The sequence below is a fragment of the Sphingomonas sp. BE123 genome (genome assembly GCF_031456015.1).
In the GTDB taxonomy this organism is placed as follows: Bacteria; Pseudomonadota; Alphaproteobacteria; order Sphingomonadales; family Sphingomonadaceae; genus Sphingomonas.
In genome coordinates, this window is sequence record NZ_JAVDTW010000001.1 from 606,980 (window position 1) to 633,808 (window position 26,829).

The 26,829-nt window shown below is 65.3% G+C and carries 24 protein-coding genes; 18 read left to right on the top strand and 6 right to left on the bottom strand.

Features of this window, described 5'->3' with window-relative positions; translation table 11 throughout:
- The first annotated feature begins 403 nt into the window (after positions 1-403).
- The 10 genes from J2Y54_RS03005 (at position 404) to J2Y54_RS03050 (ending at position 14,603) form a co-directional block, all read left to right on the top strand.
- Positions 404-5,113, top strand: a complete 4,710-nt coding sequence (locus J2Y54_RS03005) for a hypothetical protein (RefSeq protein WP_310036799.1) — start codon at positions 404-406, stop codon at positions 5,111-5,113.
- On the top strand, positions 5,110-7,326 hold the full coding sequence (locus J2Y54_RS03010) for a hypothetical protein (RefSeq protein WP_310036803.1): 2,217 nt from the start codon (positions 5,110-5,112) through the stop codon (positions 7,324-7,326). Before J2Y54_RS03005 ends, J2Y54_RS03010 begins: the two co-directional genes overlap by 4 nt.
- 4 nt (positions 7,327-7,330) lie before the next feature.
- Positions 7,331-7,522: a hypothetical protein gene (locus J2Y54_RS03015; RefSeq protein ID WP_310036805.1), complete on the top strand. Its 192-nt coding sequence runs from the start codon at positions 7,331-7,333 to the stop codon at positions 7,520-7,522.
- 1 nt (position 7,523) lies between these two features.
- The gene (locus tag J2Y54_RS03020) at positions 7,524-9,767 is read left to right on the top strand and encodes a hypothetical protein (protein ID WP_310036807.1); all 2,244 of its coding nucleotides are present in this window, start codon (positions 7,524-7,526) and stop codon (positions 9,765-9,767) included.
- A complete protein-coding gene (locus J2Y54_RS03025; RefSeq protein WP_310036809.1) occupies positions 9,764-10,708 on the top strand; it encodes a hypothetical protein in 945 nt (314 codons plus the stop codon). The genes J2Y54_RS03020 and J2Y54_RS03025 overlap by 4 nt, the downstream gene beginning before the upstream one ends.
- Before the next feature lie 319 nt (positions 10,709-11,027).
- Positions 11,028-11,543: a hypothetical protein gene (locus J2Y54_RS03030; RefSeq protein ID WP_310036810.1), complete on the top strand. Its 516-nt coding sequence runs from the start codon at positions 11,028-11,030 to the stop codon at positions 11,541-11,543.
- A gap of 48 nt (positions 11,544-11,591) precedes the next feature.
- Positions 11,592-12,278: an N-acetylmuramidase family protein gene (locus J2Y54_RS03035; RefSeq protein ID WP_310036812.1), complete on the top strand. Its 687-nt coding sequence runs from the start codon at positions 11,592-11,594 to the stop codon at positions 12,276-12,278.
- Complete coding sequence (locus J2Y54_RS03040; protein ID WP_310036814.1) at positions 12,275-12,562, top strand: hypothetical protein; 288 nt, start codon at positions 12,275-12,277, stop codon at positions 12,560-12,562. The genes J2Y54_RS03035 and J2Y54_RS03040 overlap by 4 nt, the downstream gene beginning before the upstream one ends.
- The gene (locus J2Y54_RS03045) at positions 12,559-13,179 is read left to right on the top strand and encodes a hypothetical protein (RefSeq protein ID WP_310036815.1); all 621 of its coding nucleotides are present in this window, start codon (positions 12,559-12,561) and stop codon (positions 13,177-13,179) included. The genes J2Y54_RS03040 and J2Y54_RS03045 overlap by 4 nt, the downstream gene beginning before the upstream one ends.
- Before the next feature lie 119 nt (positions 13,180-13,298).
- Complete coding sequence (locus tag J2Y54_RS03050; protein ID WP_310036816.1) at positions 13,299-14,603, top strand: hypothetical protein; 1,305 nt, start codon at positions 13,299-13,301, stop codon at positions 14,601-14,603.
- Between the two features lie 438 nt (positions 14,604-15,041).
- On the opposite strand, the gene J2Y54_RS03055 is transcribed toward J2Y54_RS03050, so the two are convergent.
- Together J2Y54_RS03055 and J2Y54_RS03060 are read right to left on the bottom strand one after the other, a co-directional pair.
- Positions 15,042-15,410 (bottom strand): hypothetical protein, encoded by a 369-nt coding sequence (locus J2Y54_RS03055; RefSeq protein WP_310036817.1) that lies wholly within the window; start codon positions 15,408-15,410, stop codon positions 15,042-15,044.
- A 123-nt stretch (positions 15,411-15,533) separates the two neighbouring features.
- The gene (locus J2Y54_RS03060; protein ID WP_310036818.1) at positions 15,534-15,863 is read right to left on the bottom strand and encodes a type II toxin-antitoxin system RelE/ParE family toxin; all 330 of its coding nucleotides are present in this window, start codon (positions 15,861-15,863) and stop codon (positions 15,534-15,536) included.
- A 143-nt stretch (positions 15,864-16,006) separates the two neighbouring features.
- On the opposite strand from J2Y54_RS03060, the gene J2Y54_RS03065 reads away from it, so the two are divergent.
- The 3 genes from J2Y54_RS03065 to J2Y54_RS03075 all read left to right on the top strand — a co-directional run bounded on the left by J2Y54_RS03065 (position 16,007) and on the right by J2Y54_RS03075 (position 17,237).
- The gene (locus J2Y54_RS03065; RefSeq protein WP_310036819.1) at positions 16,007-16,330 is read left to right on the top strand and encodes a hypothetical protein; all 324 of its coding nucleotides are present in this window, start codon (positions 16,007-16,009) and stop codon (positions 16,328-16,330) included.
- A gap of 124 nt (positions 16,331-16,454) precedes the next feature.
- The gene (locus tag J2Y54_RS03070; RefSeq protein WP_310036820.1) at positions 16,455-16,583 is read left to right on the top strand and encodes a hypothetical protein; all 129 of its coding nucleotides are present in this window, start codon (positions 16,455-16,457) and stop codon (positions 16,581-16,583) included.
- 9 nt (positions 16,584-16,592) lie between these two features.
- On the top strand, positions 16,593-17,237 hold the full coding sequence (locus tag J2Y54_RS03075) for an SOS response-associated peptidase family protein (protein ID WP_310036822.1): 645 nt from the start codon (positions 16,593-16,595) through the stop codon (positions 17,235-17,237).
- Positions 17,238-17,333: 96 nt separating this feature from the next.
- On the opposite strand, the gene J2Y54_RS03080 is transcribed toward J2Y54_RS03075, so the two are convergent.
- The 4 genes from J2Y54_RS03080 to J2Y54_RS03095 form a co-directional block, all read right to left on the bottom strand.
- On the bottom strand, positions 17,334-17,696 hold the full coding sequence (locus J2Y54_RS03080; protein ID WP_310036824.1) for a hypothetical protein: 363 nt from the start codon (positions 17,694-17,696) through the stop codon (positions 17,334-17,336).
- 254 nt (positions 17,697-17,950) lie between these two features.
- Complete coding sequence (locus J2Y54_RS03085) at positions 17,951-19,213, bottom strand: TolC family protein (RefSeq protein WP_310036826.1); 1,263 nt, start codon at positions 19,211-19,213, stop codon at positions 17,951-17,953.
- Positions 19,210-19,413, bottom strand: coding sequence for a DUF2892 domain-containing protein (locus J2Y54_RS03090; RefSeq protein ID WP_310036828.1), 204 nt, complete (start codon positions 19,411-19,413; stop codon positions 19,210-19,212). The genes J2Y54_RS03085 and J2Y54_RS03090 overlap by 4 nt, the downstream gene beginning before the upstream one ends.
- A gap of 11 nt (positions 19,414-19,424) precedes the next feature.
- Positions 19,425-20,705 carry an FAD/NAD(P)-binding oxidoreductase gene (locus J2Y54_RS03095; protein ID WP_310036829.1) on the bottom strand — a complete coding sequence of 427 codons (1,281 nt, stop codon included), beginning with the start codon at positions 20,703-20,705 and terminating at the stop codon, positions 19,425-19,427.
- Between the two features lie 79 nt (positions 20,706-20,784).
- Here J2Y54_RS03095 and J2Y54_RS03100 point away from each other — a divergent pair, with 79 nt between their 5' ends.
- From J2Y54_RS03100 to J2Y54_RS03120, 5 genes are all read left to right on the top strand, one after another.
- Entirely contained in the window at positions 20,785-21,126 is a 342-nt protein-coding gene (locus tag J2Y54_RS03100) for a rhodanese-like domain-containing protein (protein ID WP_310036830.1), read from the top strand.
- A gap of 2 nt (positions 21,127-21,128) precedes the next feature.
- Positions 21,129-22,148: an efflux RND transporter periplasmic adaptor subunit gene (locus tag J2Y54_RS03105; RefSeq protein WP_310036831.1), complete on the top strand. Its 1,020-nt coding sequence runs from the start codon at positions 21,129-21,131 to the stop codon at positions 22,146-22,148.
- Positions 22,145-25,387, top strand: coding sequence for an efflux RND transporter permease subunit (locus tag J2Y54_RS03110; protein WP_310036832.1), 3,243 nt, complete (start codon positions 22,145-22,147; stop codon positions 25,385-25,387). The genes J2Y54_RS03105 and J2Y54_RS03110 overlap by 4 nt, the downstream gene beginning before the upstream one ends.
- Positions 25,384-25,707 (top strand): metalloregulator ArsR/SmtB family transcription factor, encoded by a 324-nt coding sequence (locus J2Y54_RS03115; protein WP_310036834.1) that lies wholly within the window; start codon positions 25,384-25,386, stop codon positions 25,705-25,707. The genes J2Y54_RS03110 and J2Y54_RS03115 overlap by 4 nt, the downstream gene beginning before the upstream one ends.
- Positions 25,708-26,149: 442 nt before the next feature.
- Positions 26,150-26,758: a hypothetical protein gene (locus J2Y54_RS03120; protein ID WP_310036836.1), complete on the top strand. Its 609-nt coding sequence runs from the start codon at positions 26,150-26,152 to the stop codon at positions 26,756-26,758.
- The last annotated feature ends 71 nt before the right edge of the window (positions 26,759-26,829 follow it).

Consider the following 26,829-nt stretch of genomic DNA (forward strand, 5'->3'; position numbering starts at 1 on the left):
AATCGACGATCGCTGCTTACCGCAGCACCCCTGCCCCGCAGCAGGCGGCCAGGCTGCTCGAGATGCTCTGGTTCGGCTTGTCGGCAAGCCCACAGGCGTGGGCCGCTTTGGCCATATCGAGGTCAATGGCCCGCCACTCCGGTGCTGGTCGGTCGGGTCTGGAAAGGGCAGCCGAACCGCAGCCTGGTGCTCCACCGAGCGCGGCGTGGACCTATCATGCGCGCTTGTCCGCATGCGCGTGGCAGTCCGATGGATGAAGTATGACGGCGCGCGCGTCTGTAATTCGCGCCGCTGCCCCCCCCCAACAAGCCAAGGCCTGACCGGCTCAGTCCGGCGGGAAACGCTTAGCCCAAGAACGCACAGGGCCGTCCGCTTGGGCGGCCCTTCTCCATGGAGGTTCGGCATGGACGATGATTCGCCCGGCTTGGGCGTCGGCTTTGCGATCGATGCCGGCGGGTCGTTCGAAATGCTGCGCCAGCTCGAGACCGCCATGGACTCGACTGAGGCGAAGATCGTGAAAGAAGCGAGCTCAATCGAGCGCGCCACCGCAGGGATGATCAATCTCGGCGGCGCGACCGCCGCTGTCACAACCTTCGGAAACGCAACGACCCGCGAGATGCAGAACGTCATCCGCGACAAGGCCCGCGCCGAACGCGCAGGCGAGCGTCTGGTTCGTCAACTCGAGCGCGAGATCGACGCGTTCGGCAAGACCAAGGCAGAGCTGAGGCAGATGCGTGCCGAGGAAGCTGCCCTCGCCGCCGAGCGCACTGGGAACTCCGACCTGGCGCGCCGGATCCGCGAGCAGGAGTCGGAGTTGTGGGCAAAAGAGGCTTTTGCCGCACGCCAGGCCGCTATTGCCAAAGCCAACGCAGCAGAGGATGCCGCTGCAGCGGAGGCGCGCGCGGTCGCGATGGTCAATGCCCAGTTGCTTGAACGCAATCGGCTTCAAGCTGCGCTGGATCGTACGATGGGAACGGACCGAGCGAGGGCGACCGATGCCGGCGCGACGTTCTCCGCGCTGGCAGCGCGGGAAGCAGACGCCGAAGCCGCCTCGAAGAACGCCGCCGCGGCCGCGACGGAACGGCTGGCACGCGAGCACGCACAGCTGGCGGCAGAGCTGCAGGCTTCGTATGCGGCACAGCAGAGCAACGCGGCGGCGGCAGAGCGGATCCGGCTGGCCACCGACCCGCTCTATGCAGCGACCAGCCGCTTGAACGCGGAGATCGAGGAATCCACTCGGCTCTACCTGGCTGGCGCAACGGCGCCCGCCGAGTATGCGCGCCAGCAAGAGGTGCTCACCGCGCGACTGCGCGACGTAACCGCCCAGCACGAACGCGCCAACGGCGCGATCAGCGGCGTCGGGGGGACCGGGAAGATCGCCGGGCACCACATGCAGAACCTTGCTTTCCAGTTCCAGGACCTCGGTCTGCAAATGGCGGCTGCGGCCGGCAGTTCCGATCCCCTCAAGATGGGCCTGATGGCCGTCATGCAGCAGGGAACCCAGATTCAGGGGATCATGAGCCAGGCCGGGATCGGCGTGCGCGGGGTCGCCGGCGCGTTCGCGTCGATGACCAAGAGCGTCCTCCTCGCAGCCGCTGCAAATCCCGTGCTGTGGGCGCTGGGCGCCGCGGCCGCGTTTGTCGCGGTAGGGTTCGGTGACCTGAAAAAGAGCGTAGCTGACGATTCTGGCATGGCCGCCTACGCCAAGTCTGCAGGGTTGACAAAAGCCGAGCTGGAAAAGTTGGGCGACACCGGGCTTAGCGTGGGCGACGTCTTCCGCGGCTTGTGGCGCACGTTCGATGAAGCGACGGGCATCGCCGATACCTTCGGCGAGGTCAAAGACGCGGTCATCGCGCGCATGCAGGAATTGGTCCGCGGAACCGGTCGAGAGATTGCGGCCATCTACGGTTTCTTTGTCGGCGCCTATGACGCGATCATCGCGACGTGGAACCGCATGCCGGGGGCCCTGGGCGACGTTTTCGTTCAGGCGGTCAACGCGGCGGTGACGGCGATCAACGCCTTGGTGCAGAAAAGCGTCGCTGGCATGAATTGGGTGATCGAGCAGGCCAACAAGGTGCTGCCGGAGTTCGCTCAGCTCGGCCGTCTGTCCGTCGGGACTATCGGATCCATTTCGAACCAGTGGGCCGGTCAGGCCGCCGCTGGCGGCGAGGCGGTCGGACAAGCCTTCTCGAGCGGCTTCTCCCGCGGCGTAGCGCAGGTGGAAGCGCTCGCTGAACGGATCTACAACAACATCCTCGGGGCCAACCAGGACCGCGTCCGCAAGGCGGTCCAGGGGATTCTCGACGATCGTCGGGAAACCCGGGGCCGAAGCCCGCGCGCCGAACGCTTGTCCGACGAGGAAAAGGCAGCGCTAAAGGCGGCCGAAGCCGCGCGGGAATATGCGCTGGCGCAGCTCGACGAAGCGGCCAAAGTCGGCTTGAGCACAAAGGAACTGCGCCTTCACGCGGATGCGTTGGCGATCGCCAAAGCCCCTACAGATGCCCTGAAGCAGGCTATCCGCGAAGCTGCTGCGGTGCGCGAGGATGCCTATTCCGCACAATCGGCAAGCGATTTCCAGAACAACGTCATGAAGCCGCTGCAGGACGAGCTTGCCCTGCAGGGCCTGGTAGGCGCCGCGCGCGACCGCGCCGCGCTCGCGCTTGAGCGAAATGCCTTCATCGCAGCAAACATGGACGCAGGACTGACCACCGCGATCGAGCGCTGGCGCGAATATTATCGCGTGAAGAGCGAACTGATCGATGGGGATGAAGCTGCGGAGAAAGAAGTCGAGCGGATCAAGCAGATTCGCGACGAAGTTCAGCAGCTGGTCGACGCGTCGCGCGCCGCCGGTTCGGCCTTGGCACAGGCGTTCGGCAAGGTGGGGGACGCGATCGCGGACGTTCTCGACGTATTCACGGTCTACGCGGCGCGGCGCAAGGAACTGGACGCCGAGGTGCTGGCGGGCACGAAAACCCAGGCGCAGGCCGATTCCGAAGCAAAGGACCTCCAGATCCAGTCCTATGGTGCGTTGGCTGGATCGGCCAAGCAGTTCTTTGCGGAAGGCAGCGCCGGTTACCAGGCTATGGCCGCCGCTGAAAAGGCGTTCGCGCTCGTGCAGCTGGCGAACACCGCGGTCAATGTCGCAGCCGGCGCTTCGAAAATGTTCGCATCGCTCGGCCCGTTTGCCTTCCCCGTCGTGGCAGCAATGCTCGCAGTGATGGCCGGTCTGGGCTTCGGTGGTGGCCGAGGCAGTTCCGGTTACGTCCCGCCGACTGCTGACGATCTTCAGGCGGCCGCGGGCACCGGCACGGTGCTGGGTGATACCCGCGCGCAGTCGAACAGCATCGCCAATTCGCTGGAGATCATGGCCAGCAATTCCAACAGCAATCTCGAGTACAGCAACCAGATGCTCCGCGCACTGAAGGCGATCGAGAGCGGGATCGGCAATCTCTCGGGCGTCATCGCCCGCCAGATCACGGTCAGCGGGAGCATGTTCGACACGTCAGGCCTCAACATCGGGCAGTCGGGCAGTGCCGGGTTCCTGGGGCTGTTCAGCAGCAGCACGACGCGGTCGCTCTACGATGCCGGCATCGACCTTGCCGCGCGCACCGTGGGGGATATCGTAGCGCAGGGCATCACCGGTTCGACCTATCAGATCGTCCAGCAGGTCCGTCGTACCAGCGGCTTTCTGGGCATCGGCGGCGGCACCCGCACAACCTATCAGACCACCACCGGCGCGCTGGACGGCGATATCACCGCCGCGATCGTCGATGTGATCGCCAGCCTGCGCGCTGGCCTGATCGAGGGTGCCGACCAGCTGGGCATTGCTGGAGCGCAGGCCCTTCTCGACAGCTTCCAGGTCAATATCGGCCGGGTGTCGTTCGCCGGAATGACAGGCGACGAAATCGAGCAGCAGCTGAATGCGATCTTCTCCCGAGTGGGCGACGAGATGGCAGCCGCGCTGTATCCCCAGATCGCGGCGATGCAGCAGATCGGGGAAGGTGCGTTCGAGACGTTCATGCGCGTCTCGCGCCAGTACCAGGTGGTCGACACGGCTCTTGCCTCGATCGGGCGGACGTTCGGCGCGGTCGGTCTCGAGAGCGTCCAGGCCCGCGACGCGCTGATCCAGCTGTTCGGAACGATGGAGGATTTCGTCGAGCGCACCACATTCTTCGCCGAGAAATTCCTGACCGAGCAAGAGCGCCTTGCCCCGGTGCAGGCAGCGGTCAGCGCCGAGCTGGCCCGGCTGGGCATGTCGCAGATTACCACGATGGAGCAGTTCAAGCAGGCTGTGCTCGGTCTCGATCTGACTACCGAGGCGGGTCGCGAAATGTATGCCGCACTGATGGCGCTGGCACCGGCGTTTGCGGCATTGCACCAGTCGGCGAGCGAGGTGCTATCCGAGCGGGTCGATCTGGAGCGTCGCCTCCTCGAGCTGCAGGGCAACACGGCCGCGCTGCGCGCGCGCGACCTCGCCTTGCTGGACCCGAGCAACCGAGCGCTGCAGCAGCAAATCTGGGCGTTGGAAGACGCGCAGGAAGCCGCACGCGCTGCCGAGCAGCTGCGCGACGCGTGGGCCAGTGTCGGCGATAGCATCATGGACGAGGTGAACCGGATCCGAGCCCTGACCGGCACGGAGAGTGCGGGCGGCTTCGCTTCTGCGCAGGGACAGTTCAATGCCGCGGTTGCCGCCGCCCAGGCCGGTGACATCGATGCCGCGCGCTCGCTGCCCGGGCTGTCCCAAGCCCTTCTGCGCGCCGCAGAGCAGCAGGCAACCAGCCGTCAGGAGCTGGATCGGATCCGGGCGCAAACCGCAGCGACGCTCGAGCAGTTGTTTGCCAGCATCAACGGCGCCACCCCGGCAACGCCTGGAGCCGCAAATGCCGACCTGGCCGATGCGGCTGGCGTCGCGCAGGTGGTTGCGACCGGACAGGATACGGTCAGCCTGAGCGATGAACTGGCCGTCCTCCGTGAGGAGGTCGCTGGGATGCGGGCCGAGAACAATGCTGGCCACGCTGCCACCGCCAGCAACACTGGCGCGATCAAACGGTCGCTCGAGAACGTGACTGCAGAGAGCGGCGGGGATGCGATTTCGACGCGGGTCGCAGCATGAGGGTTATCATTGACTCGGTTGCGCATGAGATCGGAACGATCCAGGCGAACCCGACAATCGGAATCGTCGATTTCAGCCGCCGAACGACCGACAACTTTGGCGTGACGTCGGTGGTCGCGCGCAGCTTCGCTCGACGCATGTCTGTGCGCATCGCGATGCCTACCGAGCAGGTCGACGCGGTCCAAAGGCTGCTCGCAGGCCTTCGTGCATCGGTGGCACGTTGGGAGGCCGACGAACGCTTCGAATGGCTGAACTTCGACGGCTTTTACAAAGACTTCCAGATCGATCTGGCGATTCCCCCGCTAAGCTACTGCACGCTGACCGTGGAAGGGCTGGCGCAGACAGAGCTGGTGCCGGATTCCGGAGAGGACCCGGCGCCTGCTGGATCGTCATCGACCCTGAAAATGCTGGATCCGATGGTGGTTGGGGATGCTGAGCTGATCAGCAGCAGCTTGGCCGAGAACGATCACGCCGAATGGTCGAGCGTGACCGCTTACCCTCAGGGCGAGCGGGTCATCAAGGCTGCAACCCATCGCGTTTACGAAAGCGCTGCGGCCAACAATCTCGGCAACGACCCTGAGTCCGCGAGCGGGCACTGGTTCGAGGTCGGACCGACAAATCGCTGGGCTATGTTCGACCAGGCTTTGGGAAGCGCGAGCGCCGCCGCCGGAGCAATTGAGGTGGAGGTTCATGCCATCTCGTCCAACGCGGTCGCGCTGCTCGACGTAGTCGGGACGAGTGTGCGCGTCGAAGCGAGCGGATATGACACGACAAAAGCGGTCGTAGACGGCGCGGTCACCTTCCTCGATCTGCCTGTCGTCACCGGTCGAGTTCGGATCAGCTTGTCGGGCACAGGTCCGGTCGCGATCGGGACTCTACTCGTGGGGTCGCTGAAGGCCCTCGGCCTCACCGAGGCGGCGCCGACCGCGGCCATCACGGACTTCAGCCGGAAAGAGGTGGACGAATTCGGCGATCCCTCGATTGTCGAGCGTGCTTGGGCGAAGCGAATGAGTGCTCGCGCGCTATTCCGCGCCGATGCTCTCGACGTTGTCGCAAACAGGATCGCTGCGGTCCGCGCCCGGCCGGTACTGTGGATCGGAGACGAAGATCTTGAGACCCTCAAGATCTATGGCTTCTTCAAAGATTTCACGATCGACCTTGGCCAATCGGTCGGCTCGCTCTCGCTATCGGTCGAGGGACTCTCGACTGCACCTCCCCCACCCCCCTATATTCCGCCGCGTTACGAAGACGGTACGCCGATCGATGACCTCCGCCCTGAAGCCCCTGGTGCCACGCCCGGTGCGCCGGATGGCTGGATCATTGGTGGTACGCTCGACCCGCACACCGGCACCGTCGAGGGCGGTCTTCCAGCCGAGGAAGTTCTCGCAGACGCCGAGGCGGTGCAGCTGGGTTCGCTGGTTGCTACCGCACAGGGCGAAATCGCGCGGATCCGCGATCGCGAGCTGATGTACGGCGAAGACGGCGCGGACGTCCGGACGCGCTTCCGGCGCGAGGCCAGTGCCCGCATGGCGCTCGCGGCGATCGTCACGATCGTGCAGGCACGGCTGGGCAACGTCGATGCCAGCGTCGAGCAGCTGCTCGAAGCCTTTACCGATGGCGACGAGGGCTATGCTCGCTTCCTGTTGCGCGCGCAGGTTGACGAAGATGGCCAGCCGACGTCGATCGTCGGGATCGAGGGGCTTGCGGGCGCAGGCGGCAGCATCCTGAAATTCGTCGCTGACGTGATCCAGTTCATTCACCCGGTGACCGCAGTCCCGCTGATCTACTTCGACACGGCCGAGGGCAAGATGAAGGCCGAGGCGGTCGAGGTCGACACGCTGAAGGTCAACACCGCGGTCATCCCCGTTCGATCGACGGCGACAGCGACTCTGATCGGTGTCGGCAGCGGCGCCGCGTGGCAGACTGCACTTGAGTGCAGCATCGTCATGCCGAAGCCTGGAGTGATCGAGGCGGACTTCCTCGCCCGCCAGAGCTTCTCATCCGGCGACCAGAACTGGGCGTTCGAGCTCCTGATCAATGGCATCGTCGTGTTCGCCGTCAACGGCGGCCGAACCCAGGACAGCATCCCGATGGCGGGCAGCGCCACGGTCTCGGCCGGCACTCATACGGCGACCGCGCGCTGGCGCGCAGCCGACAGCGTGACGGTCACCACCCGCCAGATGCGGCTCAAAGGCTACCCCGCAACGGAGTGAACAGATGGCACGCGCAGTGATCTATGACGATGACGGCAACATTATCCAGGTGACCGAGGGGGCGGCTGAGAACATCGCGGCCACGGCGGCGGTTTTGGGCGCTGAGCCGCTGCCGATTCCCAGTGGGACCCTCGCCGAAGATCTGTATCTCGACTCGACTCACAAGGTCGTGGCCGGCGCGATCGTGGTGCGCTGATATGAGCGATCTCACCACCGCCCTTGCGACTCTCAATCAGCTGATCGGGCTTTACGGTCCGACCCGCGAGCAAATGCTGAACATTCTCGGCGGCCCGGCAGACGGGGGACCGGAGGGTGACGGCTGGTATCCGGTCACCCTCCCCGACGGTGGCACAACGATGCGTCCTAGCCTCGCGCGGGCCATTGCCATCCTCGGCAGCGTCAACAGCCGGATCTACATGACGCGCGCCGCTCTGATTGCCGCCCCGACGGACGACTTGCAGTTTGGCGACACCGCGCTGGTCGACGAGAGTGATAGCGGAACGCACGGTGCGCCGGACCCTGCCGACACGCCCAACGCGGGCGTCTATGTCTGGACCGATGGCGGCGAAGATCCTGATTATTGGCGCTGGTACAGTGATCTCCTGCTGAACGATCTGACCGGGCTGGTCGAAGCAGCTCAGGCCGCTGCCCTGCTTGCACAACGGTGGGCGGAGGGCGAAGCTCCCGGCGGAGAGGGCACGAAGTCTTCGCGCGAATGGGCGGAGGGGCTGCTCGAAGATCCGGACTTCATTGCAGTCGCCGCTCGATCCGAAGACATTGAACAATTGGCACCGCAATCGACTGCTATTGCGGATATCGCCGCCAGTCTCACGGACCTGCTGGCGGTACCAGCGAATGCCTCGATCCAAGCCGACCGGGCTGAAGAAGCCGCTGCGGCCTTCAGCTTCGCGTTCCGCATCCCTCCGGAAAGCGGCTACCGATCGGTAGTCACGGTAGCCGACCCGGACAATCTCGGGCGCCGGATCATCTACGGGTTCGGGATGGACGACGTCCATCGCTTCTATGGCGGACTCGAGCTGCCCGCCGGTTCGGTGCGCCTCACCGACTTCAATGCCGATCTCCGTCAGCGCGTCTTCTCCGACCTGTTCACGCGCGAAAGCGGCTACCGCTTCGGCCTGACCGTGCCGGATGCCGACGGCCTGGGGAGCCGGCTCGCGCTGCACTTTGACGGCCATCACTGGCACGGCCCGTTCAAGGGCGACACCGCCCGCGCACTCGCCGTCGACCCGCTCGCGGTCGGCGCGACGGTCGATGTCGAGGTGGTGATCGCGTCGAACGGATCGCAGCAGCTCAAGCGCATCGATCGCGCCACCGGCGTCGCGACGATGATCACCAGCCCCGCCACGGTCGGCAATGCCGCGTCGCCCCGCATGGCGGGGGATGACGTGTTCTTCGTCGATACGACGAAGCGCGCGCCGCACAGCGGGCGCATGTGGGTCGCACATGGCGGAACGCCCAAGGCGGCGACGCCAGGCAAGCGCATGGTCTTCATCGGGCACAGCCTGAACCAGGGGCCGATCGGAATTCAGCCGAACCCGGTCAATCCGCGCGCCGGCGTGATCGGCAGCTTGCCCGCCGAAATGCAGGCCCTGCTCGGCACCGGGTGGGACATCGTCAATCGCGGCAATTTCGGCGCGACCGCCGTCGGAATCGCGGCGCTCAACGGCGCGGAGCCGGTGCTGATCCGCGTCACCGGCGGGTCGATCCCTGCGGCCGCGCCCGTCACCCTGACCCGGATCACGCCCGACGCGGATCTCGCCAGCCCGCTGCCCGCCAACCTCGCCGGGCCGCTGGCGCCGGGGCTCAACCCCTATCTGATGCCGCTGCGTGGCACGGTGCTCGGGCAACCCTGCGTCCTGACCTTTGCGGCGAATGTCTATTCGATCGCCCAGGTCGGCGGAACGGCGCCGCTGGCGGTGCCGAACGACACGCCCTTCATCGTCGATATGGGCGACCTCGACGATCGCATCTTCGTCATCTGGAACCTGCGCAATCGCCCTTTGGGCGCGGCGGTCGGCGTGTTCGAAACCGCGCTGATCGGCTCGATCAAGACGCACAGTCGCCAGTTCATCCTGATCACCGATCCCTACTGGCCCACCGCCGGCGCTTCCTATGAGGGGCTGAGCGCACCGGACCAAACCGCGCGCAACGCGATGAAGGCGCACAATGACTGGAAACTGGCCAATCATCCCGACAGCACCTTCGACCTGAATGCCTGGCTGTGGGATCTCGGTCCGACCGGCGCCTTCGCGATGACGGGCATCGTTCGCACCGCCGCGGACGATGCGGCGATTGCGGATCAGGTGACCCCGCCCTCCCTCACCTATGACGGTCAAATCCACTTCAACGCGCCCACCAACCGCGCGCTGGCCCTGCGCCTGCGCGACACCCACATGATCCCGAAAGGAATGCTCCTGTGACCCTTGGCATCGACATCGGCGGCGCGCCGCTCGGCACCAGCTTTCCCGCTTACCATGACGACCCCGCGATTCATGACGGGTCGCTGCTGCTGATCGAACCCGGACACAGCCTGTCCGATCTTGCCCCCGGCGCAGTCCCCACCGCGGGCTACGCCTTCCGCAATCACGCCTTCCGCCCGGCGGCGCGCCTCCTCGGCCTGACCGCGAATGACGCGGCGGCGCTGCGCGCCACGCTGACCCAGGGAACCGCCTGGGGACAGGCCACGCGATCGCGCACCGATCGCACCGCCGCCGGCGCCCTTCAGTTCACGGTCAGCCGGGTGAACGCCAACACCAACGTCTGGGCCAAGATCAATGCGCCCGCCAACATCGTCGCCTATGCCAACAGCCGGGTCGAAACCTATGCGGCGGTCCCGACGAAGGATATCTTCTTCGCCGCACTCTGGACGCGCACCCTGCGCGCCGGCGTCGACACCGGCAGCGACGATGCCGCCCAGCCCTTCATGTATCGCGGCCTCAACGTTGCCGGGTCGACCTATCGCAAGATCATGGGCATGTCGCCCGCTGGCAGCACCGGCTACAACAACACCGGCAATGATGAGGGGCTGTTCCGCTATGACACCCCGGGAGTGCAGCCGGTCGGCGAGCCGGCGCTGCACTTCGTCACCGCCCGCTTCGTCGCCCAGGCCCTGCAGGCGGTGGGACAGCTGTTCGTGTCGGCCGGCAACGTCTCGGGGAACGCGACTCACGACAACAAGTCGCAGAGCTTCGTGTTCGAACGGCTTCACTTCGGGACGCTGCTGACCAACGCCGACCCGGCAAAGGCGCTGTCACCTCAGCAGATGCTCGAGCGCGAGCTGGCGGAGTGGACCAAGGCGCATGCCGCTGGGGGGCGATATTTCAACGATCCTGCCGCGTACGATGTCGCCGGGATGCCCTGACCTACCAGTTGACCCGTTCGTCCCAGCACGCGTCGCATTCGGTGCGGCCCGGCGGTGCCGCTTCGCCACAATCCCAGCAGATCCCGCCGTTGGGATAAGCCTTTCGACGCTGAAAGTATGCTCTGCGGTCAGCGACCATTTCGCGAAATGCGCTCAGCGCGGCTGACCAGAGTCTTTGGAACATCGCGAACATAGCCACTACGCTATCAGGCTAATTCGTGAAGAACAAATCTGCTCGGATCGCATCCGAAATGGATCGTTATTCCGCACATCATGCCGGAAGCGAAACAACACACTCCCAAATAGGCGAGGTACAGCTATGATCGAGGGCGCACCCTTTTGGCTGCAAGTTTTGTTGGGCCTTCTGGGTGCCGGGGGCGTGGGAGGACTTGCGGTTCGCGCTTGGGACCGTTGGCTCGGCTTCAGATCGGCGTCGCGCAAGCAAACTGACGACATGGCGCTTCATTCCAATGCGCAGTGGGAGGCACGCGTGCTGCGCGTGGAAGAGGAATGCCGGGCGCTGCGGGCTGAGCAAAAGGCAGAGCGCGAGTTCTGCGATCGCCAGCTTTCGGAACTGCGTCACAGCCTTTCGAACGAGTTGATGAGCTGGGAGGCGGTCGCCACCGGCATCCGCTTCCGCCCGGAGAGCGCGCTGGAGATCCTTAAGCACGTCGAAGAGGTTCGCGCCCGGCGCCGAACCGAGGGTCTGGAAGAACGGCGGTTGAGGTTGGCGGAGGCCCGGCACGCAGAACTGAGCGCGTTGAGGACAGAAGGGCAGCGCTCCGCCAGCACAGCTCACGTCGGCGAAGCCATCGCGGCGGCCGCTGCAGGATAGGCGCGCCAGCTCGGCGCAAAGATACGCGACAACCGAAAGGACAGACAGATGGACGTAGCGACGCTGCAGCGGCGCCTGGCGGCGCTTGGCTGCTATTCCGGCGCGATCGATGGGGTCTATGGCCCCGCGACGCGCGCGGGAGTGCTGAAGGCGCTGACCGATGGCCCCGACTATGCATTGACCGATCAGGACATTGCCGAGGCGGCCGCCACGCTGGGCGTCGATCCGGCGAAGATCTGGACGGTGTGGGACGTCGAAGCGGCAGCGAGCCCGTTCATCGACGGGCGACCGACGATCCTGTTCGAGCCGCACCGCTTCAGCCGTGCGACCGGGCACCGGTTCGATGCGTCGCACCCGCGCATTTCGTCGCGGGCGTGGAACAAGAAGCTGTATCCGGTCAGCCAGCAGGGGCGCTGGAACCAGCTGCTCGACGCTGTGGCGCTGGACGTCGATGCCGGGTTCGCGAGTGCCAGCTATGGCGGCTTCCAGATCCTGGGCGAGAATTATGCCGTGTGCGGGGCGCCGTCGCCCTGGGCCTTCGCCTGGCGGCAGTCGCAGACCGAGGGCGACCAGCTCGCCGCGTTCATCCTGTTCGTCGAGAACCGCGGCCTGAAAGGCGCGCTGCAGCGCGGCGACTGGGCGGCATTCGCGCGGGGTTATAACGGTTCGGCGTATCGCGCGAACCGCTATGACGAGAAGCTGGCCGCTGCCTATGCGAAGCGGCGGGCGGCATGAGCACGCGAAACTTCACGATGGCGCATGCGCGCGTGATCGCCGGCGGCGGATCCTTTGCCCTGACTATGATGGTCTTCGTCATGATGTGGCTGAAGCCCGAGCTGGCCGACAATGACCTGTTCAAATCGCTCTCGCAGGCGGTGGTCATTCAGGGGCTGATCGGCCTGGTGATGGCGTTCCTGTTCACCGGAAATTCGCGGGGCAACGATTCCGCGCCGACGCAGTCGGTGACGATCGACCAGCCCGCATCGAAGCCTGTCCCTGTCGAGGAGACCAAGCCATGATCCCCAATGTCGTTTCGATGAAGGCGACCGCGATTGCCGGCGCGGTGCTGCTCGCGCTTGGCCTCGCCGGCGGGTGGAAGCTCCACAATGCCTTCGTTCACCAGCCCCATCTTGCCACCGATCGCGCGGCCGAGCTGCGCGTCGTCAAGGCGGCCGCGCGGCTGACGGCCGAGGCGCAGCGGCTGGGCGAAGCGCGCCGCGCGCAGCTCGCCCGGCGCCAGGCCGAAATTCGCACTGTCACCAACACGATCCTGAAGGAGGTCCCCCGCTATGTCGAAGCAACCGTTCGGTGCCCCGCCGCGGATCCATTTGCCGGCGCCGGCAAAGCGATCGATCCGCCCCGGGTTGCTCTTGCTGACGTGTCTGTCGGCTTCGGCATGCTCCACAACTACGCAGCTGTCGGGATCGCTCCCCCTGCCACCCCCGCCGCCGGTGTCGACCTCGGCGCCCCTTCCGGCGTTGGCATGCCTGGAGTCGCCGCGGCTATCGTGTCCAACTACGGGCAATGCCACGCAGCCATCGCCGAAGTAGCGAGCTGGCGCGCGTGGCATCGGGACGATTTCAGCCCGTGGTGGATGCGGGTCGATGCGGAGCTGAGCAAGGCGGGGCGGCGGTAGGCGTACGCGCGGCCTGTTTTGAGAAGGATTGGTTCGATCCTGGTCCAAACCAGTAGGAAACTATTGCTTCGCCTTCCTCACTGTGTTCCCTTGCCCACCCTGATCTGAAGGGCGGACATGTGACAGCTGAGATTGCGATCCTAAACAAAACCGCAATTGCGCTAGCGGCAGATAGTGCCGTTACAATTTCTGTAGGTGCGGACCAGCAAAAGGTCTTCGATTCCGAAGACAAGCTTTTCGAACTTTCACGGTCAGACGCGATAGGCGTCATGATAAACAGCGACATGCATTTTCTTGACGCGCCACTCCCTGTATTAATCAAACGATACCGAACAAGCTGCCCGCGCTTTGAGAAGGTGAGCGATGCCGCGCAAAGCTTTCTCTCTTATCTCCATGAATTCGCCCAGAGCTCCTCACCTGAGGTTCGTCGCCGTTCTGTCGAAGGCGCGTTGACGCCTGTCCTTGTCCTGCTTCAGCGGCGCGCTGATAGAACATTTCAGCAGCGTCTTTTTGGTCCGGGGGCAGACCCCGAGGATATGATGAACGCCGCCAATCTCAGAGATGTCGTTCTTCTTGAAGAGGCGCTGGCGCTTAGTCGCCTTATTAACACCTTCCCCGAAACAATCGCTATAGGCGAATTTGTCGAAGACCCTGCCTTAGCTGATACGATCAATGGGGTGATTGACCAGAATTGGCCGGGAATAGGCGCCAATCTTCGCGCGGTACTTTATTCGTTGGCCGAATCCGTACTTGGGCGGAGGGTCCTTGCATCGGTTCATACCGGGATCGTCTTCGCGGGCTTTGGGTCATCAGAAATTTTCCCGACCCTGGTTTCGTTTGAGATGTTCGGCTGCGTCAATGGACAACTTCGCGTTTATCAGACGAACGAGGTAGACATTCGCAGGTCAGGGATACGCGCGAAGGTAATACCCTTCGCGCAGAAGGAGATGGTCGAGCGCTTTCTTTACGGTTTGGATGACCAGATCCAGCATGAGATCACCGATTTTGTGAAATCTGCGCTGCCACGAATCCGAGAGCGGACAATGGAAGGCCTCGTCATGTCCGAGGACGATCGAGAGGCGATGGTCACGGACATTCAGGAGGCTGAGCAAGCCGTACTTGAGGGGCTGCAGGTCGAAGCTTTTGAGGCCCTGCGCGAACAGTCACGCCGCGAGATCGAGGATATGGTTGAGTTCATGCCGAAGTCGGAGTTGGCCCGAATGGCAGAGGCGCTCGTTAACCTCACCTCAATAAAGCGCCGCGTATCGCGGGGTGTTGAGACCGTCGGTGGACCGATCGATTGCGCGGTCATATCGCAGGGGGACGGATTCGTATGGGTCAAGCGGAAACACTATTTTCCGAGTGAGTTGAACAACCGATATTTCGACCGTATGCGCGAGCAAAATTCGAAGAAGGAGGCCTGACATATGGATTTGAGCTGCAGTCTCGATGTCCTGATGCCGCAGGACGCTTCCGTTTATCGATCACAGCGCCATGCCCGGTTGATGGCGGCTGCGATTCGACACACACAAGAGAAAATTGACGCAGCATTCGCAGGCGCGCCGAAAGTGAAGGCGCAGCGAAAAGTTCGTTGAACAGTGACAGCTGTGGCTTCAAGTGTGAAGCCCGGATCGGTGCCATCCAGCCGCTTCTGGCTTACGCGTCGGCGGTGGATACATGCAGTGCCACGCGCCGCCCCATCGGCCTTCGCCCGTTCGACAGCAAGTCGAGCGCGTTCGTCACGAGCACTGTCGCGCGATAGTTCGGCAGGATTGAGCGAGCCCGGCCGTCCCAAGTAAGAAAGGGCGCGGCGGCACCGGAGGAATGCCACCACGCCCTTCGCTCGGCCCAATGGGGACTGTTCAGCCCGCCGGTGTCTGGAGCGGCTGCACGCGTTCGATCTTGGCCTTGAAGCCTTCGCGACGCTCGCGCTCCTGGGCGAGATCATAGGTATGCTGATAGGCGATCAACAGATCAGCGACCTGGTCGTTCATCAACGCCCCGAGCTTGTACGCCAAATCACGGCTGACGGCATATTTCCCGTCCAGGACGCCGGTAAAGCCGGCGCGATCGACGCCGATTCGCCGCGCCGCTTCCGACACCGACAGGCCATACTCGGGAAGTAGCGTGTTACGGATAAAGTGCCCGGGGTGCTGCTCGATCGGGGGCAATGCATCCACGATCATGTCAGCCGCCACCTCGATCTTGTATGCGGATTTGTCCCGCTCCATCACTGATCTCCTATCCAATGCCCAATTTATAGAGCCTTGCTCTACACGTTGCAAGCGAATTGTTTAGCATCACTCTACATTGCCGACCGGGTCAGGCGGGGGATTTCTCCCCCGCCCCTCCCCTCAGTGGTAATCTTCGTAGTCGAGGACGCTGACTTCCTGTTCGTCCAGATCGACCATGAAGGTCAGGCGGTAGTTCCGGGTGACGGTGAGGCTCCACTTCCCGGGCTGACCGGGGATCAATTCGTGCGCCTTCCACGAGGGGACCGCCAACAGCTGGAGCGGGTGGGACATGACCCGGATCGCGGTGATCATTTCAACGATCTTGCGCACTTCCATCTTGTCGAGCCCCTTGACCGAGGTGCGGTTGGGCTCTTCGACCAGAGCCTTGACCCGCTTATCCCGAACCGACACGATCTGCATTTCTTTTCCTCCGTTGTTGATGAGTGTCACTCTACAGCATCCAGCGACATTTGCAATATAAATGTTGAGTACCGCTCTACATTTTTGCAACCTGAGGCTGAAATCTGGCTCACTTCTTGCGAACGTCCGTGCCCCTCGACCTAAGGGTTTGTTCACTTCATGTTCCGTACCCGATGGACTGGCGTGATCACCGATTCGAAGAGATGGCCGGACACCCGGTCGAGCTTGGGCTGCGGTGCGATTGCACGCGCGTGCTGGTGGGCCGTCCGGCCTATTTCATCGATCGGCTGGGCGCGGGCGCGACCCCGCGCGACGCTGAACGGCGCATGGTGTGTCGCGCATGCGGGGCGCGGCCGCGCCTGTCGCTGGCGCTGATCTGGTCGGTCGCCGGCGGCCGCGATCGCCGGCCCAATCAGCCGCCCCTGCCCGAGTGGATCGCAGCGGCGGTATCAGCTCAACAGTCCGTCTATCAGCACGACTCCGACGCGGGCCGGTAGCCACCTCATCCGACATGATCCAGCGCCCATGCCTTTCACCGCATTGATACCCGAACTCAGGACATCGCGGCCGAGGCAGGACCCCGGATCGACATTCGCTGTCGATCGGTGCACGATCCCGGACATGGATGCGCCCGAACCGCAGAGCATGACTGACGACGAGCTGGTCAAGGAATGGCTGGCAGGGGATGGGGAAGGTGCGCGCGCCGAGGCGCTAGCGGCCGAAATGGCGCGGCGCGATATCGATTTCTAGGCCGCGGCGATGTGCAATCTCTACCGCATGCGCAGATCATCGGCCGAGGTGGCCGGGCTGTTTCGCGCTGCTGGCGTCACTGCGACCAATTCGGGTGAAGAGATTTACCCGGGAGCGCCGGGGCTGGTCGTGATCGAACACGAAGGCGCGCGAGCTCTCCGCTCGATGACCTGGGGGTTTCCGCTTCCGATGAAAAGCAAGCGCACCGGTCTGCCAATCAAACCAAAGCCGGTGAACAACATTGCCGACCTGACAAGCTGGATGTGGCGACACATTGCGCCGCACCCGGCGAATCGTTGCCTGATCCCGGTGACCGAGTTTGCAGAGGCGGAGGGTCAGGCGGGAAGCAAGACCCGCACCTGGTTCAGCGTGTCGGATGAGCCAATCTTCGCCTGGGCGGGCCTCTGGCGCGACAGCGACGAATGGGGGCCGGTCTATTCAGGGCTGATGACGGACGCCAACGCGGCGATCGCGCCGGTGCATGATCGGATGCCGGTCATTCTGCGGCCTGACGAACATGACGCTTGGCTCCATGGGTCGATTGACGATGTAATCGCGTTTCAGCGGCGCGTGTATCCACCCGAACGGATCTCGATGGACCGGACGCGTGACCCGTGGATCAGGAAAGCGGCAGTCAACGGTCCGCTGATCTAGGCGGCGGTCAGGCGAACAGGTTGGCAATTGTGATCGCAGCGCTGAGCAACACCAGCGCGGCGATGATCACCGCTTCCAGATGCTGCAGGAGCCGTTTCATCTGCGCCGCGCGGCGATCGTGATACCGAGTTCGCGCGCCTTGGCGCGGATCGCGGAAGGCGTTCGATGCAGGCGCGCTGCGATCATGTCGGTCGTCTCGCCCTTCGCGGTGAGTTGGCGCAGGCGATCGACATGATCCGGCGTCCATGGCTCGCCCCGATAGTCGCTGCGCGCCGGCGCCGCATCGTCGCGCCGTCCGCTGCGCTCTATGTCGGCCGGGACCGGCAGAAACCACTCGCGCTTTGATCGATCCCATGAGGCCAGGCCAAGCCCGATCGCATCCTGCAAAGCCTCGTCGCGGCTGGCGCGCCACGGCGCCCGGGGCTCGCCCAGGGTCGTGACGCGGAACAGCTCAGGCATGATTTGCGGGCGCAGCTGACACGGAAATCAGTGGGCCTCATGTTCCGACAAAAATCAATTGCCCAGAGGGGAGCAACGCAGTACAGAAAGAGAATATGTCGGAACGGACATTGAAATTGCTTGAATCCCGCTGACTCTTAATCAGCGGGTCCTAGGTTCGAGCCCTAGTGCGTCCACCATCCCCCCTCAGTGCTGACTGTCAGAGCGATGGCGCGCGCGGCCGGTGGCGCTGACCCCGACCGTCGGCGTGACGGTCAGGACTGGATCAGCGCTTCCAGCAGTTCGGCCTGAATCAGGTGCATCGCGGCGGCGCGCGTTTGTTCCGCGGTCGCGGCCGCCGCTTCGCGCTCGGCGTCGAGCAGAGCGAGGACGGGGGCGGCGCCAGCCTTGACCTCGAGCCGCGTGCCGCGCAGCGCCGTTTCGGCTGCGGCCATACGTGCCTGCGCCGCCACCAGCGTGTCGTGGGCGCTCATCAGCCCTTCATAGGCGGCGACGGTCTGCCGCTCGATCTCCGCCTCGGCCGCGCGCAGTTCGGCTTCGCGTTCGGCGAGCGCCGCGGCCGCGCCATCCTGTCGCGCACGATTGCGCCCGCCATCGAACAGCGTCCAGCGCGCGCGCACGCCCACACTGGCACTGTCAGCGGCATAGCCGGGGAAAAACTGGTCGCGCACGCTCGCCGCCTCGGCATAGGCGCCGACCGTGGGAAGCCGCTCCGCCCGCGCCCCGGCAACGCCGCCGCGCGCAGCATCGACCAGTTGGCGCGCCGCGCGGATGCGCGGGTTACCGCTGCGCGCACGCGCAACGGCCTCGGCACGCGACAGCTCCGGCACCGCCGCATCGGGCAGGCGCGCATCGGGCACCACGTCGACCCCGGCCAGCGCGCGCAGCATCGCCAGCGCCTGACGCTCATCCCCGGCTGCCGCCGACCGCGCCGCACGCGCTTCGGCGAGGCGGGCATCAGCCTGCGCGACTTCGGTACTGGTCGCCGCGCCGACTTCATAGCGCAGCCGCACCTGGCGCGACGCTTCCTCGAGCGCGCTGACCATCTTGGCATAGCCGGCGCCGGTCTCGCGCGCCGCAATCGCCGCAGCATAAGCGCGGACGACCGCGACCTTGAGCTCAAGCGCCGTCGCATCGACGCCGGCGCGCGCCGCCTCGACGCCGGCAACGGCCTGGCGCTGTGCTGCACCGATGCGTCCACCGGTGAACAGCGGGACGTCCACCCCGAACCGGGCCGAGCGGGGGGAGACATCATCCGCGGTCAGCCCGAAGAAACCCTGTGGGTCGATCCGGCCGACGCCGACCTGGCCCTCGATACTCGCGCTCGGCATGCGTTCCGCCCGCGCCGCGTCCACCCGCGCCTGTGCGCCGGCTTCGCGTGCCCGCGCCGCCGCAAGCTCCGGCGCCTGCTCCAGCGTGGCAGCGACGACGGCGTCGAGCGACTGTGCCTGTACCGACGCGGCAAGCAGCGGGGTGGCGGCCACAGCAACCAACAGCGCCGAGACCGTCTTCCTCATCGGAACGCCGCTCCCGAACGCAGCCCCATCGCCTTGAACAGCATCGCCGCGGGACAGAATCCGGTAACCGACGCCTGCAGCATGTTGAGCCCGGCAAAGGCGGTCAGCGCGATCCACCACGGGTGGACGGTCAGCGACAGGATCACGCTGGCCAGGACGACGCATCCGGCAAAGGCCATCACGGCACGATCGAGATTCATGGGAATCCTCCTTATTTGAAGTGAAGCTTTTTGATGCCGAGCACGTGCAGCGCGAGGCGTTCGTAGAAGGGCTCGCTCTCGCCGACCCGCACCTTGCGCAGGAAATATTTCTCGAACCCGATCTTCGCGAGATGCACCCATTTGCCCGATGCCGACCAATTGGTGTTGCGCGGCGGGATCTGGGGCTTGGCGACGAAGGCGACCCCGCCATCCCCGAAATCGGCAAGGCAGATGGCGTTCCACGTCGCCTCGTGCGTCGGAGCTTCGCCGTCCAGGATCTGCTTCAGATTCTGTGCGATCGCGGTGACCATGCTCTCGATCATGAAACCGGTCTTGGGCACGCCGACCGGCAGCGGGGTCGGCCCGACCGGCGGGATCGCGATGGCAACGCCCAGCCCGAAGATATTCGGCCAGGTCGGGTTGCGCTGATGCTTGTCGGTCAGCACGAAGCCGCGCGGATTGCTGAGGCCCGGCACGTCGCGCACTGCAGCAACCCCGCGAAATGCGGGCAGCAGCATCGCCCACCCGAACTCCAGATCATGCGCCTTGCGCAGCGATCCGTCCTCATTCACCTCTTCGGCATGCAGGACGCCGTCCTCGACCTGGGTGACGCGGGTATTGGTCAGCCATTTGATATGCCGGTCGCGCATCTCGCTTTCCAGCATCGACTTGGTGTCGCCCACCCCGTCCAGGCCGAGATGGCCGATATAGGGTTCCGGGGTGACAAAGGTCATCGGCACCTTGTCGCGGATCTTGCGGCGCTTGAGCTCGGTGTCGAGCACCATCGCCATTTCATAGGCCGGGCCATAGCAGGATGCGCCCTGCGCCGCGCCGACCACGATCGGGCGCGGATTGGCGCATAGCTCCTCGAACCGGATATAGGCCGCTGCGGCATGATCGGTGTGGCAGATCGACTGGGTATGCCCGTCCGGCCCGAAGCCGGGAATCTCGTCGAACGCCAGTTCCGGCCCGGTGGCGATGACCAGATAGTCATAGTCAATCGCGCTGCCATCGAGCAGTTCGACCCGGTTTTCCGCCGGATGCACCTTGGCGGCCCCGACATTGTTGTAGGCGATGCCGTGCTTTTTCATGACCGGCGGCAGGTGCACGCGGATCGCCTCGGGTTCGCGCCAGCCGACGGCGACCCACGGGTTGGAGGGGACGAACCAATAGTCGTCGCCCCTGTTGATCACCGTCACCCGCGCCCGGCCCTTCAGCGCTGCGCGAATTTCATAGGCCGCGATCGTGCCGCCGAGCCCGGCGCCCAGCACGACAATATGAGACTCCGACATCGCCCTCTCTCCCGTAAATTCGAATTGACTTATATTCCTGTAATTGCATATTAGCAACAATCAATTTATAGAGGATGCGATGTTCGGATTTTTCAGGAGACGATCGATGCGCGACGTGACGGCAACCGAGTTGCAGGGAATGATCGACCGCGGCGAAGCGATCGTGGTCGATGTGCGCGAGCCGGACGAATTTGCCGGCGGCCATATTCCCGGCGCGATCAACATTCCGCTCTCGCGTTTCGATCCGGCGGCCCTGCCCGATCCGGGCAGCCGGACGCTGGTGCTCAATTGCGCCGGCGGAAAGCGGTCGGCGATGGCGCTTGACCGCTGCGCGGTCGCGGAAGCTGCAGTCGACACCCATCTCGCCGGCGGCTTCGGCGCGTGGCGCCAGGCCGGTTTGCCGGTCGCGCAGGAGGGCTGATCATGCGGCGGCCCCTTGCCTCGCTCGCCCTGTTCGCGGCCGTCCCCCTTGCAGCCTGCGGGGACGCCGCAGAGGCGCCATCGGCGCCCGCTCAGCGCTATGCAGGGCCGACACTGACCGTGGCACAGGGGGAGACAGCCGATTGGCGCGACGTCAGCGCGATGGTGACGAGCGTCGATCAGGCTCAGGCAATGGCCCGGATCCCCGGCGTGCTGACGAGCCTGTCGGTCAAGGAGGGCGATCGTGTCGCGCGGGGCCAGGTGATCGGCCGCATCGTTGACAGCCAGCTCGGCTACCAGGGTAGCGCATATGGCGCGCAGGCCGCCGCCGCGGAGGCACAGGCCGCACAGGCACGCGCCGAACTGGCGCGCACCAAATTCCTCTATGACAATGGCGTCTATGCCCGCGCGCGGCTGGACCAGGCGGAAGCCGCAGCACGCGCGGCAGACGCGCAGATTCGTGCCGCCCGTGCGCAGCAATCGGCGGTCTCGGCCGTCGCAGGCCAGGGCGCGGTGACCGCGCCGTCGGCCGGGCGCGTGCTGATTGCGGACGTGCCGGCCGGGTCTGCGGTTGCGCCCGGCATGGCGATCGCAACGATCACCTCCGGGCCGGTCGTGCTGCGCCTCAGCCTTCCCGAAAGCCTTGCCGCGACGGTTCGTCCCGGCGCGGCCGTCATCGCCGATTTCGGCAGCGGCCAGTCGCGCCGCGGCAGCGTGACCACCGTGTACCCAGCGGTCAGCGGTGGGCAGGTCAGCGCCGATGTCGCGATTGACGGTCTCGACGACCGGCTGATCGGTCGTCGGGTGGCCGCCAAGGTCGAGGCGGGGCGCCGTCCAGCCATTCTCGTCCCCCGCACGGTCGTGAAGACCAGCTATGGCGTCGACAGCGTCCGCCTCGTCGGGCGCGACGGCAGCCTCGCCACGGTCCCGGTTCAGCTCGCGCCGACGGTTGACCCGGCCCGTGTCGAGATCCTGTCGGGCGTCGCCCCCGGCGACCGCCTCGCGACCGGAGGCGCACGATGAACCTTGGCATTTCGGGCCGGCTGACGCGCGGCTGGATCAACTCGCCGCTGACCCCCTTGGCGCTGCTCGCGGCCATTCTGGTCGGGCTGCTCGCGACGATCACCATCCCGCGCGAGGAAGAACCGCAAATCTCGGTGCCGATGGTCGACATCATGGTCGCCGCGCCTGGCCTGTCGGCGAGCGACGCGGTTGAGCTGGTGGCCAAGCCGCTCGAGACGATCGTGAAATCGGTCGACGGCGTCGAGCATGTCTATACCCAGGCCGAAGCCAGTGGCGTGATGGTCACCGCCCGCTTTCTGGTCGGCTCCAAGCCGGAGGACGCGGCGATCCGGATCGAGGAGCGGCTGCGCGCCAACAGCGACCGGATTCCGGTCGGCATCGCCCCGCCCCAGGTTACGGTGCGCGGCATCAACGACGTGCCGATCGTCGTGCTGACCCTGACCCCGGCCCCTGGCGCGCCGGGAAACTGGAACGATCAGGCGCTGGCACAGCTGGCGTCGCGCCTGCGCACCGAAATTGCCAAGATTCCCGACATCGGCCTCACCTCGATCATCGGCGGCCAGCGCCAGGCGATCCGCGTCACCCCCGACCCGGCGCGCCTCGCCGCGCTGCAGGTGCCGCTCGGCGCCGTGATCGACGCGACGTCACAGGCCAATCGCAGCTTCCCGGCCGGACAGGTCCGCGAAGCAGGCCAATCCGCCCAGCTCGTCGCCGGCACGATGCTCGGCTCCGTCGATGAAGTCGGTGCGCTGATCGTCCGCTCGGTCACCGGGGCTCCGGTCTATCTTCGCGACGTTGCAACCGTCACCAGCGCGCCGACCCAGGATCAGGCACGCGCGTGGCGCTGGGTGCGCGACGCACAGGGCAACTGGACCAGTGCGCCGGCCGTCAGCCTGGCGGTCGCCAAGCGCGCGGGTGCCAACGCCGTGACCGTTTCCAACGCGATCGTCGATCGGGTCGCGGCGCTCAAGGGCAGCCTGATCCCGGACACCGTCACCGTCGCGGTGACGCGCAATTATGGCGAGACGGCCGATCACAAGGCGAACGAACTGCTGTTCCACCTCGCCCTTGCTACCGTATCGATCGTCCTGCTGATCGGTTTTGCGATCGGCTGGCGCGAAGCCGCGGTCACCGCCATTGTCATTCCGACGACGATCCTGCTGACGATGTTCGCATCGAACCTGATGGGCTTTACGATCAACCGGGTCAGCCTGTTCGCACTGATCTTTTCAATCGGCATCCTTGTCGATGATGCCATCGTGATGATCGAGAATATCGCGCGGCACTGGGCGATGGGCGATGTCGCAACGGAGGGCGGGCGTACCCGCGTTGCCGCTGCAGTCGATGCCGTGGCCGAAGTCGGCAATCCGACGATCGTCGCGACGCTGACTGTGGTTGCCGCGCTGTTGCCGATGCTGTTCGTGTCCGGATTGATGGGGCCGTATATGGCGCCAATCCCGATCAACGCGTCTGCGGCGATGATCTTTTCCTTCTTCGTCGCGGTGATCATCGCGCCCTGGCTGATGATCCGCTTCGCCCGCAAGACGCTGGCCGGGGGGCATGGCGCGCATGATGCGCATGGCGGCAAGCTTGGCGCGCTATATGGTGCGGTCGCCGCCCGGGTCATCGCGACGCGGCGCAGCGCGTGGACGTTTTTGATCGCGGTCGGGCTCGCCACGCTGCTGGCCGGATCGATGTTCTACTTCAAGGGCGTGACGGTGAAGCTGCTGCCGTTCGACAACAAGTCGGAAGTGCAGCTCGTCGTCGACCTGCCCGAAGGCACCAGCCTCGAAGCGACCGGTCGCGTCCTTGAACAGGCCGCGGCGATCGCCCGCACGGTTCCCGAAGTCACCGCGATGGAGGCCTATGCCGGCACATCGGCGCCGTTCAATTTCAACGGTCTGGTCCGCCACTACTTCCTGCGCGCCAAGCCGTGGATGGGCGACCTGATGGTCACGCTCGCCCCGAAGGATGAGCGCGCTCGCAACAGCCATGACGTTGCCGTTGCGCTGCGCGATCGGCTGAAGGCGCTGCCGCTCCCATCCGGCGGATCGATCAAGGTCGTCGAAACGCCGCCCGGTCCGCCGGTGCTGGCAACGCTGCTTGCCGAAATCTACGGCCCGGACGAAGCCACGCGGCGCAAGGTCGCGGCGGAGGTGGAAACCCTGTTCCGCAGCGTACCCTTCGTCGTCGATGTCGACAACAGCTTTGGCCAGCCCGCGCCGCAACTGCAGCTGGTGCCGCAGCGCGACCGGCTCGATCATTACGGCCTGTCGGAGCGCGCATTGTTCGATTCGATCGGCGCGCTGATGGGCGATACCATCGTCGGCTATGCCCCGCAGGGCGATGGGCGCGACCCGTTGCCGATCCAGATCGGGCTCGACCAGGCGCAGCGCAGCTGGAGCCAGGCGCTCGCGGCAACCCCGGTTGCCGTCACGCGCGGCGCAGCCGGGCCGCAGCTGGTGCCGCTTGGCGAACTGGTCGAGGCGCGCATGGACAAGGCCGAACCGGCAATGTTCCGACGCGACGGGCGCGGCGCAACCATGGTCAGCGCCGAGCTGGCCGGTCGCTACGAAGCGCCGATCTACGGCATGCTGGCGATCAATGCGGCGATTGACGGCCATGACTGGGCGGCACGCGGCCTGCCCAAGCCGACCATCCACCTCAACGGCCAGCCCGAGGATGAAACCACCCCGTCGCTGCTGTGGGATGGCGAGTGGGAGATTACCTGGGTCACCTTCCGCGACATGGGCGCTGCCTTCATGGTCGCGCTGCTCGGCATCTATGTGCTGGTCGTGGCGCAGTTCGGCAATTTTAAGCTGCCACTGGTGATCCTGACGCCGATCCCGCTGACGCTGGTGGGCATCGTTGCGGGACACATGCTGTTCGCCGCTCCCTTTACCGCCACCTCGATGATCGGCTTCATTGCGCTGGCGGGGATCATCGTCCGCAACTCGATCCTGCTGGTGGATTTCATCCGTCATGCACGGTCTGCGAACAAATCGCTCCGCGACACGTTGCTGGAGGCCGGGATGATCCGGTTCAAGCCGATCGTCCTGACGGCGGCGGCGGCGATGATCGGTGCAGCGGTGATCCTGACCGATCCGATCTTTCAGGGGCTTGCGATTTCGCTCCTGTTCGGCTTGGCATCGTCGACGCTGCTGACCGTGCTGGTCATCCCGGCGATCTATGTGGTGCTGCGCGACGATGGGCGCGCGATGACAAGGGCAAGTGAATGACGACGTTGGACCTGACCCTCGATCAGATGCGCGAACAGGCCGACGGCCTGGCCCGGCACCTGCGCGCGCTCGCCAATCCCGCCCGCCTGCTGATCCTGTGCCGGCTTTCGGGCGGCGAGGCGTCGGTGGGCGAGCTGGTCGAGGTCACCGGCCTGTCGCAGTCGGCGGTATCCCAGCATCTTGCGATGCTGCGCGAAGCCGGCGCGGTCGCTGCGCGGGTCGATCAGCAGTCGCGCTTCTATTCGATCAGCGACCCGCATGTCAGCCGGATCTTCGACGCGCTGTGCAGCGCGTGCCAGCTGCCCGCAGCGGCGGAGTGAGCGCCGCGCCTGTGCCATGAACCCAATTGCGCGGGCGGGCGTTCGACACGCAGAGGAGACCGTTGATGCCCGTTGAGCCGCCAATCCCCGCCCAGCCGACCATTCCCCCGCCGGAGGCTCCGCCCCAGCCGTTGCCGGGGCAGCCGCAACCGGGCCAGCCCGCTCCAGCGACCCCGGAAATCCAACCCCCTGCGCCGGACATCGACATTCCCGCCCCCAATCCCGGCGGCGACCCGCCCGCTAGCCCGGTTCAGCCGGTGGCGTGAGCCGGGCGCAGAGCGCAGAGTGCCGTCGAGACAGGCACTTAGCGCTCCCCGCGCCTCCCCGCATTTCGCCACATCGCCGCGCGATCGGCAGTTGACCGCCCCGCCTTTGCAAGGCTAGCCTCTCGACCAAGGCGGGGGGAATCGCGAAAATGGGCGTTGTTTTTGTGGCAGCCGCAATGCTTGCGGCAGCCGGTGTTCAGGACGCGCCCGGCGCGACGACGTCGCAGACGACGGCGTGCGAACTCCATGTCTGGCCGGGATCGAAGCTCGGCTCGGTTTACAGCGGCTGGACCCGCGGCGGGATCGTCAACGGGGCGGTTACCGGGCGCGACGGCTATCCCCGGACTCCTGCCGACGCGATCAACACCCGCGAACAGGCTGAGTTGCTGCAGGCTGCCGATCTGCAAAACTTGCTGAAGCTGGAAAGCTATCGGGTCGTGATGCACCCGGATGCACTGCCCAGCAGCGTGATCCGCCGGACGCCGATCCGCATCGCCGCGTCCGCGACGCCCTGCTACGCCGAACTGATCGTCGATGACGTGATGATGCAGCATGACGACTTTGCGTCGGGACGGTTCCTGAAGGTCTTGTTCCGCTACCGCGAGTTCGGCAGCGACGCGGCGCCGGTGCGCAGCTTTGGAACCTGGGTCCAGACGCGGCTCGTCAAATTCCCCCCAAAGCTTCCGGAGGAGGAAGAGGAAGCACTCGCCGAGATGCGGCAGGCTTTCTCGAAAAACATCACGGCATTTGCCACTGCATTGCATGCCCCGCCGAAAAAGCGCTGAGCGCCTCGACATGGTGCTCGCGCGAACCCGCGCTCAATCCGCTTGCTTCGACGCTGCGAAGCAACCTGGTC